The organism is Methylophilus sp. 5 (genome assembly GCF_000515275.1).
Classification (GTDB): domain Bacteria; phylum Pseudomonadota; class Gammaproteobacteria; order Burkholderiales; family Methylophilaceae; genus Methylophilus.
Genome location: NZ_KI911560.1, coordinates 2,253,643 through 2,272,293, shown reverse-complemented (window position 1 = coordinate 2,272,293; position 18,651 = coordinate 2,253,643). Strand labels below are relative to the sequence as shown.

The 18,651-nt window shown below is 49.4% G+C and carries 21 protein-coding genes; 5 read left to right on the top strand and 16 right to left on the bottom strand.

Going from position 1 to position 18,651, the window contains the following annotated elements; all coding sequences use genetic code 11:
* Positions 1-49 precede the first annotated feature (49 nt).
* Positions 50-826 carry a hypothetical protein gene (locus METH5_RS0111000; protein WP_029148561.1) on the top strand — a complete coding sequence of 259 codons (777 nt, stop codon included), beginning with the start codon at positions 50-52 and terminating at the stop codon, positions 824-826.
* A 45-nt stretch (positions 827-871) separates the two neighbouring features.
* Positions 872-1,426, top strand: a complete 555-nt coding sequence (locus METH5_RS0110995) for a TetR/AcrR family transcriptional regulator (protein WP_029148560.1) — start codon at positions 872-874, stop codon at positions 1,424-1,426.
* A gap of 39 nt (positions 1,427-1,465) precedes the next feature.
* On the opposite strand, the gene METH5_RS0110990 is transcribed toward METH5_RS0110995, so the two are convergent.
* Positions 1,466-2,104: a TetR/AcrR family transcriptional regulator gene (locus METH5_RS0110990; protein ID WP_029148559.1), complete on the bottom strand. Its 639-nt coding sequence runs from the start codon at positions 2,102-2,104 to the stop codon at positions 1,466-1,468.
* Positions 2,105-2,239: 135 nt separating this feature from the next.
* On the opposite strand from METH5_RS0110990, the gene METH5_RS0110985 reads away from it, so the two are divergent.
* Both METH5_RS0110985 and METH5_RS0110980 read left to right on the top strand, forming a co-directional pair.
* Positions 2,240-2,983, top strand: a complete 744-nt coding sequence (locus METH5_RS0110985; RefSeq protein ID WP_029148558.1) for an SDR family oxidoreductase — start codon at positions 2,240-2,242, stop codon at positions 2,981-2,983.
* Positions 2,977-3,225, top strand: a complete 249-nt coding sequence (locus METH5_RS0110980; RefSeq protein WP_029148557.1) for a DUF2798 domain-containing protein — start codon at positions 2,977-2,979, stop codon at positions 3,223-3,225. The genes METH5_RS0110985 and METH5_RS0110980 overlap by 7 nt, the downstream gene beginning before the upstream one ends.
* A 328-nt stretch (positions 3,226-3,553) precedes the next feature.
* On the opposite strand, the gene infA is transcribed toward METH5_RS0110980, so the two are convergent.
* The 3 genes from infA to METH5_RS0110965 form a co-directional block, all read right to left on the bottom strand.
* Positions 3,554-3,790 (bottom strand): translation initiation factor IF-1, encoded by a 237-nt coding sequence (gene infA, locus METH5_RS0110975; RefSeq protein ID WP_029148556.1) that lies wholly within the window; start codon positions 3,788-3,790, stop codon positions 3,554-3,556.
* A gap of 87 nt (positions 3,791-3,877) precedes the next feature.
* Entirely contained in the window at positions 3,878-4,084 is a 207-nt protein-coding gene (locus tag METH5_RS0110970; RefSeq protein ID WP_018985697.1) for a cold-shock protein, read from the bottom strand.
* Positions 4,085-4,334: 250 nt separating this feature from the next.
* On the bottom strand, positions 4,335-5,258 hold the full coding sequence (locus METH5_RS0110965; protein ID WP_029148555.1) for a LysR family transcriptional regulator: 924 nt from the start codon (positions 5,256-5,258) through the stop codon (positions 4,335-4,337).
* Between the two features lie 117 nt (positions 5,259-5,375).
* Between METH5_RS0110965 and METH5_RS0110960 the strand changes: the two genes are divergently transcribed.
* Positions 5,376-5,630: a DUF2798 domain-containing protein gene (locus tag METH5_RS0110960; protein WP_029148554.1), complete on the top strand. Its 255-nt coding sequence runs from the start codon at positions 5,376-5,378 to the stop codon at positions 5,628-5,630.
* 88 nt (positions 5,631-5,718) lie between these two features.
* Here METH5_RS0110960 and METH5_RS0110955 read toward each other — a convergent pair whose 3' ends face one another.
* The 12 genes from METH5_RS0110955 to nuoE form a co-directional block, all read right to left on the bottom strand.
* A complete protein-coding gene (locus tag METH5_RS0110955; protein ID WP_029148553.1) occupies positions 5,719-6,252 on the bottom strand; it encodes a phosphatase PAP2 family protein in 534 nt (177 codons plus the stop codon).
* 112 nt (positions 6,253-6,364) lie between these two features.
* Positions 6,365-6,646 carry a DUF2818 family protein gene (locus METH5_RS0110950; protein WP_029148552.1) on the bottom strand — a complete coding sequence of 94 codons (282 nt, stop codon included), beginning with the start codon at positions 6,644-6,646 and terminating at the stop codon, positions 6,365-6,367.
* 2 nt (positions 6,647-6,648) lie between these two features.
* Positions 6,649-8,094: an NADH-quinone oxidoreductase subunit NuoN gene (gene nuoN, locus METH5_RS0110945; protein WP_029148551.1), complete on the bottom strand. Its 1,446-nt coding sequence runs from the start codon at positions 8,092-8,094 to the stop codon at positions 6,649-6,651.
* Between the two features lie 16 nt (positions 8,095-8,110).
* Positions 8,111-9,619 carry an NADH-quinone oxidoreductase subunit M gene (locus METH5_RS0110940; RefSeq protein ID WP_029148550.1) on the bottom strand — a complete coding sequence of 503 codons (1,509 nt, stop codon included), beginning with the start codon at positions 9,617-9,619 and terminating at the stop codon, positions 8,111-8,113.
* Positions 9,619-11,697, bottom strand: a complete 2,079-nt coding sequence (nuoL, locus tag METH5_RS0110935; protein ID WP_029148549.1) for an NADH-quinone oxidoreductase subunit L — start codon at positions 11,695-11,697, stop codon at positions 9,619-9,621. Before nuoL ends, METH5_RS0110940 begins: the two co-directional genes overlap by 1 nt.
* Before the next feature lie 5 nt (positions 11,698-11,702).
* Positions 11,703-12,008 (bottom strand): NADH-quinone oxidoreductase subunit NuoK, encoded by a 306-nt coding sequence (nuoK, locus tag METH5_RS0110930; RefSeq protein WP_019881823.1) that lies wholly within the window; start codon positions 12,006-12,008, stop codon positions 11,703-11,705.
* Positions 12,009-12,010: 2 nt separating this feature from the next.
* Positions 12,011-12,634: an NADH-quinone oxidoreductase subunit J gene (locus METH5_RS0110925; protein ID WP_029148548.1), complete on the bottom strand. Its 624-nt coding sequence runs from the start codon at positions 12,632-12,634 to the stop codon at positions 12,011-12,013.
* A gap of 17 nt (positions 12,635-12,651) precedes the next feature.
* Positions 12,652-13,143 (bottom strand): NADH-quinone oxidoreductase subunit NuoI, encoded by a 492-nt coding sequence (nuoI, locus tag METH5_RS0110920; protein ID WP_029148547.1) that lies wholly within the window; start codon positions 13,141-13,143, stop codon positions 12,652-12,654.
* A 45-nt stretch (positions 13,144-13,188) separates the two neighbouring features.
* Entirely contained in the window at positions 13,189-14,217 is a 1,029-nt protein-coding gene (gene nuoH, locus METH5_RS0110915) for an NADH-quinone oxidoreductase subunit NuoH (protein ID WP_029148546.1), read from the bottom strand.
* Position 14,218: 1 nt separating this feature from the next.
* Positions 14,219-16,651, bottom strand: coding sequence for an NADH-quinone oxidoreductase subunit NuoG (gene nuoG / locus METH5_RS0110910; protein WP_029148545.1), 2,433 nt, complete (start codon positions 16,649-16,651; stop codon positions 14,219-14,221).
* A gap of 154 nt (positions 16,652-16,805) precedes the next feature.
* Positions 16,806-18,140, bottom strand: coding sequence for an NADH-quinone oxidoreductase subunit NuoF (gene nuoF / locus METH5_RS0110905; RefSeq protein WP_029148544.1), 1,335 nt, complete (start codon positions 18,138-18,140; stop codon positions 16,806-16,808).
* Between the two features lie 10 nt (positions 18,141-18,150).
* A complete protein-coding gene (nuoE, locus tag METH5_RS0110900; RefSeq protein WP_029148543.1) occupies positions 18,151-18,630 on the bottom strand; it encodes an NADH-quinone oxidoreductase subunit NuoE in 480 nt (159 codons plus the stop codon).
* Between the last annotated feature and the right edge of the window lie 21 nt (positions 18,631-18,651).

The following is an 18,651-nucleotide window of genomic DNA, read 5'->3' as shown; positions in this document are numbered from 1 at the left end:
TAGTCTACTGCAGCCATTGAAAAAAAAGCAAGCGGATTTTTTAGGGGTTATGGTGAATTTATTAACGATCGTGAATCAGACCAGACAGCGATACGGGCGCACTTGCAAGGCATATGCCACGCATGGCTTGTGGACACTCGGATTAAAGCAATGGGGCAGGCATGCACCATTTTACAAGCTGCGCGATGACTTGGCAGGCTGGAACAAACAGCGCCTGGCGCAAGCAGGTGCAAGCAATAGACTGAATGTGCAAGACATTGCCACCATTCGCCAAAAGATAGACCAGGCACAGCAACAATCGGCGGCAGCATTATCGCCTACCCTGCTCGACCAATGGTTTTTTCTGGCGGTGGGCGCAATACAGGTGCAGTCACAAACCGGGAGCGGCCAGGCCTGGCAGTTATTTGACCAGTCTGTGCATAGCCAATTGGCGCCGCCCGCATTGCAGCGCTCATTGTCATTTGGCTTGCTAGTGAGTGTATGTGTGGTTTGGATGGCGTTCGCGCCGCTTAAACCCAAACAGGTACAGCCAGTATGGTCGCCATTAGAAGTGGCCACTGAACAACCTTTAGGTGGCACCGTAGACCCGGTCACAATGAGCTTGCTCAATTTGGCCTACCAGAAAATGCAAAATGGCAGCTGCCAACTGCCACAGGCGGCCATGCTGCCTGCGAGACAACGCCAAGCCTTCATTTTGTTTGTCACAGAGGGCCATGTCGATGTTGACCAGGTAGAACACTTGCGGCAAGCACTGGGATACGTCAGTTGTCTGTATCCGCAAGAGCTGATGCGACCGCAAGGGCGTGATCGTTTACCAAGAGAATAAGCGAAAAATCGGGAACCCTGAAAATCGGGATAAAAGGATTAAGTGATGAACATGCGAGAAAAAATACTCAATATCGCCAGCAGCCTGTTTGATAGCAGAGGCATACAGGCATCCGGCGTCGATACCATCATACTGGAGGCGGGCGTCGCCAAAGCCACGTTGTATAAACACTTCCCCAGCAAAAACCTGCTGATCACCGCCTATTTGCGCGATAAATCAGACAGATTTTATGCTTGGCTCAATACGCAACTGGCGTCTAAAAAAGCCGAATCGTTAGAACTGTTGCTATTGCTGTGCGAGTTGATGGAGCAATGGATCAGCCAGCCAGAGTTCCGCGGCCTGCCCTTCCATATCGCTGCGGTGGAGTTCCCCGAGGCAGAACATCCGATCAACCAATATTCAGTTGTGTTGTCGGCCGAACTGCAAGGTTATTTGTGCAAAATTGCCCGGCATGCCGGCGCTAAAGACCCAGAAGCGCTGGGGCAGCAGCTCACTATTCTATTTGAAGGTGCCGCGCTGGTTGAGCGTCTGGCCCCTAACTCCGGCGCGGCAACGCGGGCCAAACTCGCAGCCATCACACTGGTGCGTAACGCGGTGTAATCTCCCTGGCTGCTATCTGCCATCAGTTAGCAGCCATGTTTAGCCCTCTACTGTGGCTTTTACCGAGTAGGCCTGCGCGATTAACTGCGTGGCCATGGTTGCCACATTGAATAACTCAGCCTGGGTGGCGCCGCTTGTTGCTTGCACTGTCATGCCCTGATGTACCGTCATCACCCATTTGGCAAGCACTGCCGGATCTGCCGAGCCCAATAAATCTTTTTCATCAATCGCACGTACAAAGCGTTGTGCGAGTTGTTGTTCAAGCGTCTGGCGATAGCCTCTTAATAATGTTTTGATCTCAGCCGACTCGGCACTACACGCCAATGCGCCCTGCGTCACCAGGCAACCCGCAGGATGTGATTGCTCTGTGAGCATCTGCGCCGCCTGCGATAACATTAACTGAATCACCGCCAGCGCCGTAGGCTGTGCCAGTGCCGCCGTTAAAAAACTGGCAGGCCCCTGCACATAACGCAGCACGGCTTTCTGAAATAAAGCCTCTTTGCTGCCATAGGCGGCATAAATGCTCGCTTTATTCATTTGCATAGCATCCATCAAGCTACTCATAGACGTCCCTTCATAACCATGTTGCCAGAAGGCATGCATGGCGCTCTGCAACGCCGTATCGTAATCAAAGGCGACTGGTCGCCCACGTTTCTTAGGAGGGAGTGCTAGGGTCATAGTTGATTTACCTGTGTCATTTTTTAATTATTATACCACTCGGTAAAAAATATATTGACAACTTTATAATCAACCGTTTATTATTTATTTACCGATTGGTATTTAATACAAATAAATCTTAAGCTAGGAGCTAATATGAGTGCTTTACAACAACGCGTTGCTTTAATTACAGGTGGCAATCGTGGCATCGGTTTTGAAACCGCAAAAAAACTAGGTGAGCAAGGGATCAAGGTCGTCATTGGCGCACGTGACCAGCACAAAGGCGAACAGGCCGTCGCCGAACTCAAAGCCATCGGCATAACGGCTGAATATGTACATTATGATGCAGCACTGCCCCAGTCACCGCAAGCCGTGGTGGCAGCGTTGCAATCGCGCTTTGGCCAACTGGATATTCTCGTTAACAATGCCGGCATTTTAAAAGAAGACCTGATCGGGCAAAACAATAGCTTAACCGTCGACCAGGACACGCTCAAAACCACATTTGAAGCCAACTTTTTTGCCGTTGTCGCCTTAACCCAAGCCTTGCTGCCTTTGCTGCAACGCTCTCCTGCTGGACGCATTGTCAATTTATCCAGCATACTAGGCTCACAAACCTTGCATAGCGCGCCCAATTCGCCGATTGAAGCGGCAAAAGGTCTGGCCTACAACGCCTCCAAGTCGGCCTTGAATATGTTTACTATTCATCTGGCACATGCGTTAAAAGACAGCAATATCAAAGTCAATTCTGCCCATCCTGGTTGGGTTAAAACCGAGTTGGGTGGTGCCGATGCACCGATGGAAGTCAGCGATAGCTGGAAAACCTCAGTCAGACTGGCCACACTAGATGCTCAAGGCCCAACCGGCGCTTATTTCCATGAAGACCAGCCATTGCCATGGTAAACAGGCCCCATAAACACGTGGCATTCAAGCGCAAGCTGGTATTTGCCATGCTAATGTCACTGGTGACCGTGAATATAGTCAGCCTGTCTATTTTGTTGATGCATCGCGTGCCAACGGCATTATTGCTAGAGAAATGGCTAACCAGTATTAGTGTGGCCTGGCCTATTGTGTTTGTCAGCATCCTGATCATTGCGCCGCATTTGCTGCGCCTGACGGAATATTTGATCAAAGAACCGGCCTAGCGTCAGCGAGGTATTGTTAGCCCACCAACGCTTTAAATTAAAAAACTCTGCCTGTGCAGAGTTTTTTACGTGAATACGCTCATGAACGAAGTCCTACGCATAGATCGTAACATGCCTATTTAGAGGCAAATACAATCAAATGAGGAGCAAACGTGGTGACAACCGAAAGAGTGGCGGAATAGATACACGCCAATGCTAAACAGGCCTACGGCCTGTTGCAGATGCACATAAAGGCACTTTAGCGGTAGGATAAATCAATCGCGAGTCTGACTGGCCTTACAAACACAATTGCAAGCCATAGGTCAGAGAGTCTTACGACCCTGAATAATTAGAACGGCTTGCGCGGCTCTAAATGACGGAAAATAATGCGGCCTTTGTCCATGTCGTAAGGAGACATTTCGATGGTGATTTTATCACCAGCCAGAATGCGAATCTTGTGCTTGCGCATTTTACCGCCAGTGTAAGCAATTAATGTATGACCATTATCCAGCTTGACGCGGTAGCGTGCATCCGGCAGGATCTCAGTCACTGCACCTTGCATTTCAATTAACTCTTCTTTTGCCATTAAACATCCTTGTAACAATAAAAAAGCCCGGATTTTCCGGGCTTTTTCCGGTAGATTGCCTAAGCAACCTTGCGGACAGGCTTTAAATTATTCAATGATTTGAATGTTTGCAGCTTGTTTGCCTTTAGGGCCAGTAGCTACTTCAAAGCTTACGCGTTGATTTTCTTTCAAAGTTTTGAAACCTGCAGATTGAATTGCAGAGAAGTGTGCGAACAAATCTTCGCCGCCGTTGTCAGGCGTAATGAAACCGAAACCTTTTGAATCGTTAAACCACTTAACAGAACCTGTTACCATAATAAATCCTTGGATGAAAAATAAAAAAACGGGTTAATACCCATAAATACGAGGATCAAGATGGCGAGAAGTAACGATAGAACCAAAAGATAGAACCGGAGAACAACAACACTACTTGAACTTCGTGAGGGTGAACTATGCACGCAATATTGAATATTAGCAACAAGTATTTTATAAAAAATCGTGCATTCAACGCGATTAGTGGCTAATTTACGACAAACCGTGCGTCTAGCGATTCAACATAGTGTCTTCACCACACGTCCGGCATCACTTTCAGTAAGTAATCCATAAAAGCTCGCACCTTATTGGTCATCGCATGACGATCACGAAAACAGGCATAAAACTCTAGCGGCACACTGGCAGATGGCAGATAGTCAGACGAGACCGACGCCGTTTGAAACAGTGACACCAAGCTGCCGCGCTGAATATCTTCGTTTGCTACAAAGGCGGCCAGCCGTGCGATACCCGCGCCCTCCACTGCCAAACGATGCAATGAGTCAATATCGTTACAGATCATACTGGGCGTGATTTCAGGCACGTAATGCAGGCCGTTGCGATCAAACTCCCAGCTGAGTAACCGGCCATCTACCGGCACACGAAACATGAGGCAATCATGCTCAGACAACTGTTCAGGCTGGCTTGGCGTGCCTTTTCTTAGCAGGTAATCTGGCGATGCGCAAAACAACACCGGCACACTGGCAATCTTTCTTGCCACCAGGCCGGGTTCAAGCTGCTGCTTGAAGCGAATACTAATATCAATATCTTGCGTGACATGATCGAGACTATGATCAGACAGCACTAACTCAATAGACACCTTAGGAAAATTGCGGGTAAAAGCCGGCATCAGCGGCATTAAGACGTGACGACCAAACGCGACCGATGACCCTATTTTTAAACGGCCTTGTGGTTGCCCATGAAACTCAGTAATGACCGATTGTGCCCTGGCGAGCGCCTCTATCACAGGCTGCACCTCAGCATAATAAAGCTCGCCGCTTTCAGTCATGGCCAGTTTGCGGGTGGTGCGCACCAGTAGGCGTGCACCTAATGATTTTTCGAGCCGCTGGATATTTTGGCTAGCCGCAGCGGCGGTAATGCCCTGCAACCGGGCACCGGCTGCGATGCTACCTGCCTGCACCGCTTTTACAAAACTCTCTATGCTGCGTAGCGTATCCATAAACTATCGACTCAACAAAATGATTCGATAGTTTATCTTTATAGTGATTCAATATTCAAGTGGCTACCCCGGCATGCCCATCCTGAATATAGTGTTAGCTCGCCTCTGGAGAACATAATGACGCAAACAAACAACCATTTTTACAAGATCCCAAAAAGATATACGCCTTATGTGTTTGCATTTTTGATGGCAGGCATCATGGCATTTTTAATGTCTATGGTGATTGTGGCGGCGAATAGCGGCATGCAAGCAGGCTATTTATTTCGCGTCTTGCACGCGTATGCGTTAGCCATGCCGATTGCGTTTTTGTGCGTGCTGATTGTGAGGCCAGTGGTCATGTATCTTGTACAGCGATTGGTTGATACGGCTTAACACCAGCTTGTGATCAGCTAAACAATCGGGCTAACAAATAAAAAACGGATGCACATGCATCCGTTTTCACTTATTTCAACCAACAACCTTAAAACAGCGGCGCATAGAGTGCCACCAACAAATATCCAACGCCCGCCCCTGCCAGCACATCGCTAGGGTAATGCAAACCGAGCACGACACGCGAGATGCCAACCAGCACAACAAACGGGTAAACAATAGGAAACAATTGCGGATAATGCTGCACGGCAACCATGCCAAACGCCACCGCGTGCAAGGTATGACCAGAAGGAAAACTAAAGTAATCAAGCGGAGTGCCGCTTAGCAATACATCCTGACGCACCTGAAACGGTCTTGGGCGACTGGTGCGGTGTTTGAGCCATTTGTAAACCAGCGTACCAGTCAGGCCTGCGGTTAACATATGCAAGCAGGCATACCAACCTGCGGCCCCTTGCGTGATCGCAATCACCAGCATCAGCAAGTACCAGAACATGCCATCGCCCATGCGTGAAATGGCACGAAACAGGTTGCGAATGAGACGGTATTGCCCGGTATGGCTGACTTTGACACACAAACGGCTGTCTACCGACTGCACCCAGCCTAGGGTTTGTTGTAGTTTCAGCATCTCAAGTCCTTTCCGGGGCTCGCCCCGACTATGCTTCTTGGGTAAGCTTAGTCTGACTGTGATGCTTGAAACTATCGTGAAGAATTAATGAAGTTAATATGACGACGGAGGTTTATTTCCACAGCACGCGATAAATAAAGCCCGGGAACGACAGCACCAAAAATACACACAAGGTGATGCTGTAGAACTCCCAGCCTTGCGGCCAGACCTGCCCCATGACAAAACGCTCGACCAGATAGCCGATCACAAGCGTGATGAAGTAGGCAGGCAGCAGCAAAGCAAAGCGCTGCCAGAGTTGATTCACGGTGCCGACCAGGCCTAGCCACTTATCCGACACCCAGCCGAGATTAGCCATAAACAGCATCAACAATAAAAAGATCAGTTTAGCGGCCATGATTATTGCAGACTTATTAACAAGCTATGGCCACACACACTAAGCAACACCTCAGGGAACAAGCCCAGGCCCAGCAATGCCATGGCGTGCACACTCAAGATCAAACGCATATCCAGCGGTGCGGTCAATGGTGTATGGTCTTCCGGTGCATCAAAGTACATCTTGCGCACAATATTGAGGTAGTAAAACGCACCGATGGTGGCCATTAATACCGCCAGCACCACCTGCCAGGTAAAGCCTGCCTGCCACGCGGCCTGCAGCACGGTAAACTTGGCATAAAAACCAATGGTGGGCGGAATACCTGCCATGCTGAACATGATGATCAGCATCAAGAAGGCAAACCAGGGGTGACGCTGATTGAGGCCTTTCAGGTCATTGATTTCTTCGGCCTCAAATCCCTGACGGCTCAGTAACAAAATAATGCCGAAACCTGCAATCGACATCAGCACATAAGCACTAATGTAGAAGAAGCTGGAGGCAAAGCCATTGGCGTTTGCACTCATCATTCCAAACATGATAAACCCCACATGCGAGATGGTGGAGTACGCCAACATGCGCTTGAGGTTGGTTTGCACAATGGCGCTAAAGTTACCGATGATGATAGAGAGCACAGCCATCAACACCAGCATGTCCTGCCAGTCTAGTGCCAGCGGATGCAAGCCCTGCACCAGTAAACGTACCGTCATGGCATAGGCAGCCAGCTTGGGCACAGAGCCAATTAGCAAGGTCATCGGCGTTGGTGAGCCTTGATAAACATCTGGCACCCACATTTGAAATGGCACCGCGCCAAATTTAAAGGCCAGCCCTGCCACCACAAACACCAGCCCCAGAATCAGCACCGGGCTTTTAGATTGTTGTGCAATGCTATTGGCAATGTCGCTCACATCCAGGCTACCGGTCATGCCATATATCATGCTCATGCCATACAGCAACATGCCAGACGCCAGCGCCCCCAATACAAAGTACTTCATGGCCGCTTCTGATGCTTTAGGATTATCGCGGTCAAACGCCACCAGTGAATACAAGCATAGCGACAGCAGTTCAAGGCCGATGTAAATCGTCAGCATATTATGGCCAGACACCATGATCATCATGCCCAACAAGCCAAACAAGACCATGGCATAAAACTCGCCACGATACAGATGGCGGTCTTGCAGATATTTGCGCGTATAGACCAGGATTAACGAGGTGCCGAGATACATCATCAGTTTAATCACATCTGACAAAGTGTCGTCGATAAACATATGCGAAAAGGCAAAACCGACAGCAGGCGTATGGGTTTTAAAGGTGAAAAAAGCAGCAGCAAACAGGGTGAACTGGCTCAGGCCATAAATCATAAAGCGATTTTTTGGCAGGATGAACAAATCCAGTAACAAAATAAACATGGCCATGCCCATGACGACCAGTTCCGGCAACAGGGTGAGCAAATCGAATTGCATATTATCCATTTTCTAACATCCTGCCTTAATAGCCGGTGACCGGCAATTTGGAAATTGCCATATGTTTCAAGAACTCAGTACTGGTGGCCTGCATCACTTCAGTCAGCGGTTGCGGATACACACCAAACCCAATCACCAACAATGCCAATATGCCTAGAATCAGGAATTCACGCTTGTTTAGATCACTGAGCTCGGCGACATGATGATTAGTCACATTGCCAAAAAACACGCGTTTGGTCATCCACAAGGTATAAGCCGCGCCAAAGATCAAGGTGGTTGCCGCAAGAAAACCGACCCAGAAATTAAATTTTACCGCCGCCAGAATCACCATAAACTCACCGACGAAGCCAGAAGTGCCCGGCAAGCCACTATTGGCCATGGCAAACAACACAGCAAACGCAGAAAATACCGGCATTTTGTTGACTACACCACCATAGGCGGAAATTTCACGGCTGTGTACGCGGTCATACAACACCCCTACACTAAGGAACATCGCGGAGGAAATAAATCCGTGCGAAATCATCTGTACCACGGCGCCTTCGAGTGCCAACTGGCTAAACATAAAAAAGCCCAGCGTGACAAAACCCATGTGCGAAATAGACGAATAAGCAATCAGTTTTTTCATGTCTTTTTGCACCAGGGCAACCAGCGCAATGTACACCACCGCGATCAATGACAATACAACCATGGCGGTACTAAAATAATGGGCAGCATCCGGCGCGATTGGCATGGCAAAGCGCAGAAAACTATACCCACCCAGCTTCAGCGCAATTGCCGCCAGCACCACAGAACCACCGGTTGGCGCTTCAACGTGCGCATCTGGCAACCAGGTATGCACTGGCCACATGGGGATTTTTACCGCAAACGCCATGAAAAAAGCAATAAAGATATAAATTTGTGCCTGCATGCTGAGCGGCAACAAGTAGTAGTCAGCCAACTCAAAGCTACCCGTTTGGTGATAAAGATAAATAAAGGCCACTAGCATTAACAATGAGCCAAGCAGGGTATACAGAAAAAACTTAATCGTTGCATAAACACGATTCGGCCCGCCCCAGATACCAATCACCAGGAACATCGGGATCAGCATCGCCTCCCAAAACACGTAATAGAGAATGGCGTCTAATGACGAAAACACGCCAATCATGATGCCACTCATAATGAGGAAAGCAGCCATATACTGGGCAATATGCTTGGTAATCACCTCCCAGGCCGCCAGCACCACAATCACCGTGGTAAAGCTGGTCAGCAACACCAGTGGCATTGAGAAGCCATCCACTCCAAGGTGGTAATGCATGTTAAAAGCAGGCACCCAGGGCAGCAACTCTTCAAACTGGAAAAAGCCATCTTGTACATCAAACAAGGTATAGAGCGGCAGCGTCACCACAAAACTGAGCAGGCTACCAGCCAATGCCAGCCAGCGCGTTAATGTGGCCTTGTGGTCACCGCCGAGCAGTAATACCAGCACGCCGGACAGCATCGGCAGCCAGACGGCCAGACTTAACCAGGAAATACTTGAGAGGTCGGCTTGCATCATTAGTTTATTTTGATAAAGAAGGTCATGAGAAGGAATACGCCGATAATCATGGCGAAGGCGTAGTGATAAATTAAACCGGATTGCAAGTTGCGTATTTTGGCAGCGATTTTGCCCATGGTATTGGCCGTGCCATTGACCATAGCGCCATCAATCAGCGTGATGTCGCCGTATTTCCATAACAGGCTACCCAGGTAACGCGAGCCACCGGCAAAAAACTTTTCATTAAAGCTGTCAAAACCGTATTTGTTTTCCAGAATATTGTAAATCACAATAAAGCGCGCCTTGATTGCTGCCGGAATATCCGGACGCTTCATGTAAAAGAACCAGGACAACAACACACCTGAAGCCGCCAGGAAAAATGGCAGGCTGGTAAAGCCATGGATCGCCATGCCAGCCGGGCTATGCATAAACTCGTGGTAATGATGCGCCAGGTGCTCCATGGCTGGGTGCGCTTCAGGATTAACAAAAATCACATTTTTAAAGAAGTCGCCATACAACATGGGCTCTAGCGCGATATAACCAATGACCAGTGACGGAATCGCCAGCAACACTAATGGCAACGTGACCACCCAGCCTGGCTCATGCGGGTTGTCATTTGGGCCTAAGCCATGATGATGCGCATCGTCGTGTGCGTCATCATCATGATGTGCGTCGTCAGCATGCTCATCATGTTCGTCAGCATGTGCGGCATGTGCATGGTCATGCTTGGCGTGGCGCCATTTCTCTTCACCGTGAAACACCAGGAAATACAAACGGAAAGAATAGAACGCGGTCACAAACACGCCGACGATCACGGCAAAATAAGCAAAACCGCTACCAGGAATATGCGATAACTCGACCGCTTCGATAATACTGTCTTTAGAGTAGAAGCCAGCGAAGAAAGGCGTGCCGATCAGCGCCAGTGAGCCAACTAAGGACGTGATCCAAGTGATCGGCATGTATTTTTTCAGGTTACCCATATTGCGGATATCCTGATCGTGATGCATGCCCATAATCACAGAACCCGCGCCAAGGAACAGCAAGGCTTTAAAGAAAGCGTGCGTCATCAGGTGAAAAATCGCCACAGAATAGGCAGAAGCGCCTAAAGCCACCGTCATATAGCCTAATTGCGACAAGGTGGAGTAAGCCACCACGCGTTTGATATCGTTCTGGATAATGCCGAGAAAACCCATAAACAAGGCCGTAATCGCGCCGATCACCATCACGGTTGATAAAGCCGTGGTTGATAATTCATACAGTGGTGACATACGTGCCACCATAAAAATACCGGCCGTGACCATCGTCGCGGCGTGAATCAGGGCAGAAATCGGTGTTGGGCCTTCCATTGAGTCTGGCAGCCACACATGTAATGGCACTTGCGCCGACTTACCCATGGCCCCCACAAATAACAGCAGGCAAGTCACGGTCATTAATGACCAATGACAGCTACCTAGTAAGTTAACCTCTGTATTCGCTAACGCTGGCGCGCGTTGAAATACGGTGGCGTAATCCAGGCTGCCAAAATAATACAGCACCATGCCAATGCCAAGTAAAAAGCCAAAGTCGCCTACCCGGTTAACCAAAAACGCTTTCAGGTTGGCATAAATGGCGGTTGGGCGTGTAAACCAAAAACCAATCAGCAGGTAAGACACCAGGCCCACGGCCTCCCAGCCAAAGAACAACTGCATAAAGTTGTTGCTCATGACCAGCATCAGCATAGAGAAGGTAAACAGCGAGATATAACTAAAAAAGCGGCTATAGCCTGGGTCCTCTGCCATATAGCCGATGGTGTAGATATGCACCATGAGCGAGACAAAAGTAACCACGACCATCATCATCGCACTTAAGTTGTCGATCAAAAAACCAACCTCAAAATGCACATCGCCTGACTCAAGCCAAGTGTAAATCGCCTCATTGAGCGTAAAGCCGCTCAAGGTCTGGTTAAAAATATACACAGACAGCGCAAATGCAGCGCCCACGCCCGCAATGGTGAGCACATGCCCGGCCCAGCGCGGCAAAAAGTTGCGGAAAATACCGACAATGACGGCGGCCAATAATGGCAGCACCGGAATCAACATCAAGATTTGTTTTATTGTCATCACGCTTAACCTTTTAACTGATCCAAATCGTCGACATTGATGGTGCGCAGATTACGGAACAGCACAACCAGAATCGCCAGGCCAATCGCTGATTCTGCGGCGGCCACGGTCAGGATGAAAAACACGAACACCTGACCAGCAATATCGTTCAGGTAGTGCGAAAAAGCGATGAAATTCAGATTCACTGCCAGCAACATTAACTCAATCGCCATCAGCAAAATAATCACATTTTTGCGGTTGAGAAAAATACCAATCACGCTAATGGCAAACATCAGGGCACCCAGAATCAGGTAATGCGACAAACCGACCATGATTACTTTTTCTCCTCTGCAGGCGCTGCCGGTGGTTCAACTTCAGCAGGCATGGATACAATACGTAGCCTGTCGCTACGTTTTACTTTGACCTGGTCGGCCGGGTTCATGGATTTACTGTCCTTGCGCTCACGCAGGGTCAGCACAATTGCGGCAATCATCGCCACCAGCAATACCACGGCCGCCAGCTCAAACGGCAGTAAATAGTCGGTATACAGTACTTTACCCAGTGCGGCGGTATTGCTGTAATTGGCTGGTAGTTCAACGGCCTGGCTAGGATGCAGATTTTTCTCTGCCAGCACCATGGTCATTTCGACCACCATCAACACGCCAATCAGGCCCGCCATGGGTAAGTACTCCCAGAAACCCTCGCGCAACTTATCCAGGTTAATGTCCAGCATCATCACCACAAACAAAAACAGCACCATCACCGCGCCGACATAGACCAGAATCAGGGCAATGGCCAAAAACTCGGCTTCTAGCAGCAGCCAGATACCGGCGGCTGTAAAAAACGCCAATACCAGAAACAGCGCTGCATGCACCGGGTTGCGCGTGGTAATCACACGGATGCCGGAAAACAGCAAAATCGCTGCCAGCACGTAAAAAACAATATCGGTAAATAACATGATTATCCTGTCTGCGCTTATCGGTACACTTTGTCCTGGGCACGATCTTCTGCAATTTGCGCCTCATACTTGTCGCCAACTTCCAGCAGCATTTGCTTGGTGTAGATCAGGTCGCCACGTTGCTCGCCGTGGTAATCAAAGATGCGGGTCTCAACAATACTGTCTACCGGGCAAGACTCTTCACAAAAACCGCAAAAAATACACTTGGTCAGGTCAATATCGTAGCGTGTGGTACGACGGGTGCCATCTTCGCGCTGGTCAGACTCAATCGTAATCGCCATCGCCGGACAAACGGCTTCACACAATTTACAGGCAATGCAACGTTCTTCGCCGTTAGGGTAGCGACGTAACGCGTGCAAGCCACGAAAACGGTTAGATTGTGGTGTCCGTTCTTCTGGATACTGAATCGTAATCTTTTTAGCAAAAAAGTAGCGTCCGGTCAGGGCCATGCCTTTCAGCATTTCCACTAACATCAAACTGCTTAATGTATTTTTAATCGCGTTCAACATGGTCAGGTTTCCAAAATCCTTGTCTGTGCCTTACTCAATGCCCCATTAATGGAACAAATAAGCCCATTGAGTTTGCATCATCGCCCCAACCACGACAATCCAGACCAGCGTGATGGGAATAAATACTTTCCAGCCCAGACGCATGATCTGGTCATAGCGGTAGCGCGGAAAGGTGGCGCGGAACCATAGAAACAGGAACAGCAAGAAAGCCACTTTTGCCAGCAGCCACAAAATGCTGTCAGGCAAGAAAGGCAGCGGTGACAACCAGCCGCCGAGGAACATTAACGCAGCCAGCATGGAGACCAGCATCATGTTGGCATATTCAGCCAGGAAGAATACGGCGAACGCCATGCCGGAGTATTCAACGTGAAAACCAGCCACAATTTCAGACTCACCTTCGGCCACGTCAAACGGGGCGCGGTTGGTTTCAGCCACGGCACTGATAAAATACACCACAAACAGCGGGAACAATGGCAAGAAATACCAGTGCCAGAAACCACCCTCCTGGCCCATGACAATATTGCCCAGGTTGAGTGAGTTAGCACACATGAGCACACCCACCAGCGTGAAGCCCATGGCAATTTCGTAAGACACAATTTGTGCCGCTGAGCGCAAAGCACCCAAAAATGCATATTTGGAGTTAGACGCCCAACCGGCAATAATCACACCATAAACCGCCACTGACGTCATGGCCAGAATATACAACAAGCCAGCATCCACATTGGCTAATACCAAGGTGGCGTCAAACGGAATCACTGCCCAGGCTGCAAAGGCAGGCGCAATCGCTAATACCGGCCCAATAAAAAACAGGGCTTTGTTAGAAGCGGTTGGCAGGATAATTTCTTTAAACAACAACTTGAGGCCATCGGCCAAGGGTTGCAGCAAGCCCCAATAACCAACACGGTTGGGGCCGATACGCACTTGCATATAACCGATGACTTTACGCTCTGCTAAAGTGAGGTAAGCCACGCCTATCATCAGTGGCAGCACAATCGCCACAATTTTAATCAGCGTCCACACCACCAGCTGCACATCTGCCCAGTAGGATCCAAATAATTCAGCGAAGAATTGCATGTTATGCCATCTCGGTCAGTTGTTTTTCGTAAATCGCCACTTGATCGGTCGATGCTTTTTCAATCGTAATATCACCCATGAGGTCACCCAAACCAGCGGTTAATGGATGAGCCGCAGCCACACGTACGCAGCCTTTTGCCACATGGTTATCCGCACGCACTTTAAGCACTGCACTGCCTTTGTCTTGGCGTGCGACCACGATATCGCCATCTTGCAAGCCTAACTCAGCCAGTTGCTCAGCACGCATGCGTGCCATCGGGCGCACGTTGTATTTGGTTTTTTGCAGCGGCGCCGAGCGACGCACAATCGGGTCAGACTCGTATTGCGGCACTTCACCAATGCGTTGCAAGCCGTCTTTTTTGATATTGACCTGAATCTCAACCAGCTCTTTCAGGTTGTTGTTCAAGCTACGCCACACCACTGCAGACGGTTTTTCATGATTAAAAATCGCGTTTTTGACTTCTTCAGAGCTATTAAACTCAAAGCCTGACAAGCCCAGTGTATTCGCCAGCACACGCAGCACTTTCCAGCCTGGGCGGCACTCGCCTAACGGGCGCGTCACAGCCTGAAAGCTTTGTACACGGCCTTCCATACTCATAAAGGTGCCTGAGGTTTCGGTAAATGGCGCAATCGGCAGCAGAATGTCCGCATTATCCAGCGCTGAGGACTTGTAAGCGGTTAACGCAATCACGCACTCGGCCTTGGCCATCGCATCACTGGCCAGCGCTGCATGCTGACAATCCAGCTCAGGCTCGATATTCAACAGCAGATAAGCTTTACGTGGCACCTCAAGCATGGCTCTCGCGTGCATGCCGGTGGCGGAAGGCATCACCCCCATCAGGTGCATACCGGTACTATTGGCCGCTGGTGGCAAAATGCCGCCTTTGGCGCCGGTGATGCCGCCAATGGCTTCAGCCATACTATACATTTCGGTAAAGCGAGGATCACTCAAGGCCATGTTGCCTAAGAAAATACCTACTTTTGGCGCAATCAGGATCACTTCGTCACTGATACCCGCCAGACATTCAGCGATTTTCTGCGTATTCGGACGTACCTGAATTTCTTCCAGCAATGTATTCAAGGTAGGTGGCAAGCACAGTGACAGTTTTTGCAAACCAGACATGGCTTTTAACACCTGGCCCAACACATTGACCATATCATTCGGGCGCACAATCACTTTGTGTGCAATATCCATCAGCGGATCATTATCGAGCGGGCTGACGATACATAACTCAGCACCGTTTGAAACCGCTTTGCGGATACGTTGTGCCAGCAATGGATGCTCATTGCGCAGGTTGGAGCCGATCAGCAAAATACGATCAAGCTCTTCGATTTCCTGAATGTTGCAACCCATCCATGGTGTGCCAGTACGCTTGCCATCCAAACGGAAGTCTGTCTGGCGCAGACGGTAATCTACATTACCACTGCCCAGGCTTTCAGCCAGTTGCTTGACCAGATAGCCCTCTTCCATAGTGCTGTTTGGTGAAACCAGCACACCGAGTGCTTCGCCACCGTGCTCTTTGGTGATGTCTTTTAATTGCCCGGCAGCAAACTCCAGCGCTGTTTTCCAGTCGGTTTCCTGCCATTGGCCGTTGTGCTTGATCATAGGCACTTTTAAACGGTCAGGGCTATTCAGGCCTTCGTAAGAGAAACGGTCGCGGTCAGACAACCAGCACTCGTTAATAGATTCTTTTTCACGTGGCAGCACGCGCATGACTTTATTGTCTTTGACGTGCACTTCAATATGCGAGCCGAGGCCATCGTGCGGCGCGATTGAAGGCCTGCGTACCAGCTCCCAGCTGCGTGCAGAATAACGGAATGGCTTGCTGGTCAACGCACCTACCGGGCATAAATCAATAATGTTGCCGCTCAATTCTGAATTCACTGACTGATCGACATAGGCTGTAATTTCAGCGTGCTCACCACGATTGACCAGGCCTAGCTCCTGCATGCCACCCACCTCTTTGAGGAAGCGAACGCAACGTGTACATTGAATACAGCGCGTCATGTCGGTGCTCACCAACGGGCCGATATTTTTATTAAATACCACACGTTTTTCTTCGGTATAACGCGAGCCAGAGGCCCCGTAGGCCACGGCAATATCCTGCAAATCGCACTCACCACCCTGGTCGCAAATCGGGCAATCCAGCGGATGGTTAATCAACAAAAACTCCATCACGCTTTGCTGCGCTTCAACGGCAGATTTACTACGCGTATAAATCTTCATGCCATCGGCGACTGGCGTCGCACAAGCTGGCAGAGGCTTGTTGAACTTCTCTACTTGCACCAGACACATGCGGCAATTGGCCGCTACGGACAGTTTTTTGTGGTAACAAAAACGGGGAATCGCAATCCCTACCGCATCAGCAGCATCAATAATGGTGCTGCCGTGTTCGACCTCTAGTGGTTTGCCGTCAATTTCGATGTTTAGCATAGTTTCAACACTGTGTTATTTCGTTACAAAGCGTGTAATTAAATGAGCGAGCGGGTGAAGGACAAGGCGCACGGCACGCAGAAACCGGAATGTACTTGAATGTACATGAGGATTTCGAGTACCGCGCAACACAGTCATTCGCACGCGCAGCCATTTAACGGCCATCCACCATGGACTTGCCATGCTGGATATAGTATTCAAATTCTGGGCGAAAATGCTTGATAAAACTCAAGACCGGCGTGGCTGCTGCATCGCCCAAGGCACAAATGGTGCGGCCAGAAATGTTATTGCTTAAATCTGTCAGCAAGTCGAGGTCTTCCATCTTGCCTCTGCCGTCGACAATGCGCTCAATGATGCGGTAGACCCAGCCGGTACCTTCACGGCATGGCGTACATTGACCACAGCTTTCTTCATAAAAGAAATAGCTCAGGCGTTTTAGCGTTTTGACCATACAGGTGGTTTCGTCCATCACAATCATGGAGCCGGCACCCAGGCTAGACCCTGCTTTGCTCAGGCCATCATAATCCATAGTGGCATTTTCAATGGCACTCGCAGGCATCACTGCGGTAGAAGGTCCACCTGGAATCACCGCTTTTAACTGGCGGCCTTTCCAGATACCGCCTGCCATTTCCAGCAAGTCTTTAAACGGCGTGCCCATTTTAATTTCATAGTTGCCAGGCTTTCCAACATGGCCAGACACCGAAAACAATTTGCTACCGCCGGAGTTTGGCACACCGAGATCAGAAAATGCCTGACCGCCATGCTGCATAATCCATGGAATAGAGGCATAGCTTTCAGTGTTGTTCACATTGGTCGGCTTGCCAAACACGCCGTAACTGGCCGGAAACGGTGGCTTGAAGCGTGGCTGGCCTTTTTTACCTTCAATCGACTCAATCAGTGCGGTTTCTTCACCGCAGATATAGGCGCCGTAGCCATGTACGGCATATAAATCAAAACTAAACTCGGAGCCAAACAGGTTTTCACCCAGGTAACCCGCCTCACGTGCTTCAGCAAGGGCGGCTTCAAAAATTTCGTAATCCTGCCAGATCTCACCGTGGATATAGTTGTAACCCACACGTGCACCCAAGGTATAAGCAGCAATCGCCATGCCTTCGATCAGTTGATGCGGGTTATAACGAATGATGTCACGGTCTTTAAACGTACCTGGTTCGCCTTCATCAGTATTACAGACCAGATACTTGGTGCCATCGTAATAACGTGGCATAAAACTCCATTTGAGGCCGGTTGGGAAACCAGCACCGCCACGACCACGCAAGTTAGAGACTTTAACCTGGCTAATAATGTCTGGCGCTTTTACTTTTTCTGCCACCAGGCGCTTAAGTTGCACATAGCCACCCAACTTCTCATAGGTCGCCAGTGACGAAGGGTTTTCTTCTGCCAGCGTACGCAAAGTCACTAAGGTCTGGCCAGCCAAGTCGGTTTTGACCACAGATTGACTATTCATTGTCGCGTTTGAAGTCTTTGCCATGTTTAGTTCCTTAGCCCTTGTTTAGCGCGTTAATGAGGGCATCCACTTTTTCAGTGGTCAAAAATTCGTGCATTTCAGCATTGTTGACGTGTAGCAACGGCGCGCCGCCACAACAGCCCATACACTCACCTTCTTTGAGGCAAAATTTGCCATCTGGCGTCACCTCGTTAAAACCGACACCCAGCTTGTGCTGCAAGTGCTCAACAATTTCATCCGAGCCACGCAGCATGCAAGAAATATTGGTACAGATGGTGATTTTGTGCTGACCGACCGGCTGCAAATCATACATATTGTAGAAAGTCGCCACTTCCAGCGCAGCAATTTCCGGGATGCGCAAATACTTGGCCACCTCAGAAATACTTTCTTTAGACAACCAGCCGCGTTCCATTTGTACAATCCGCAAAGCAGACATCACTGCCGCTTGACGTCTGTCTGCCGGATATTTGGACAATTCGTATTCAATCTTTTCAATTGATTCTGCACTGAGCATGCTTGACCCTTACTATCTTTC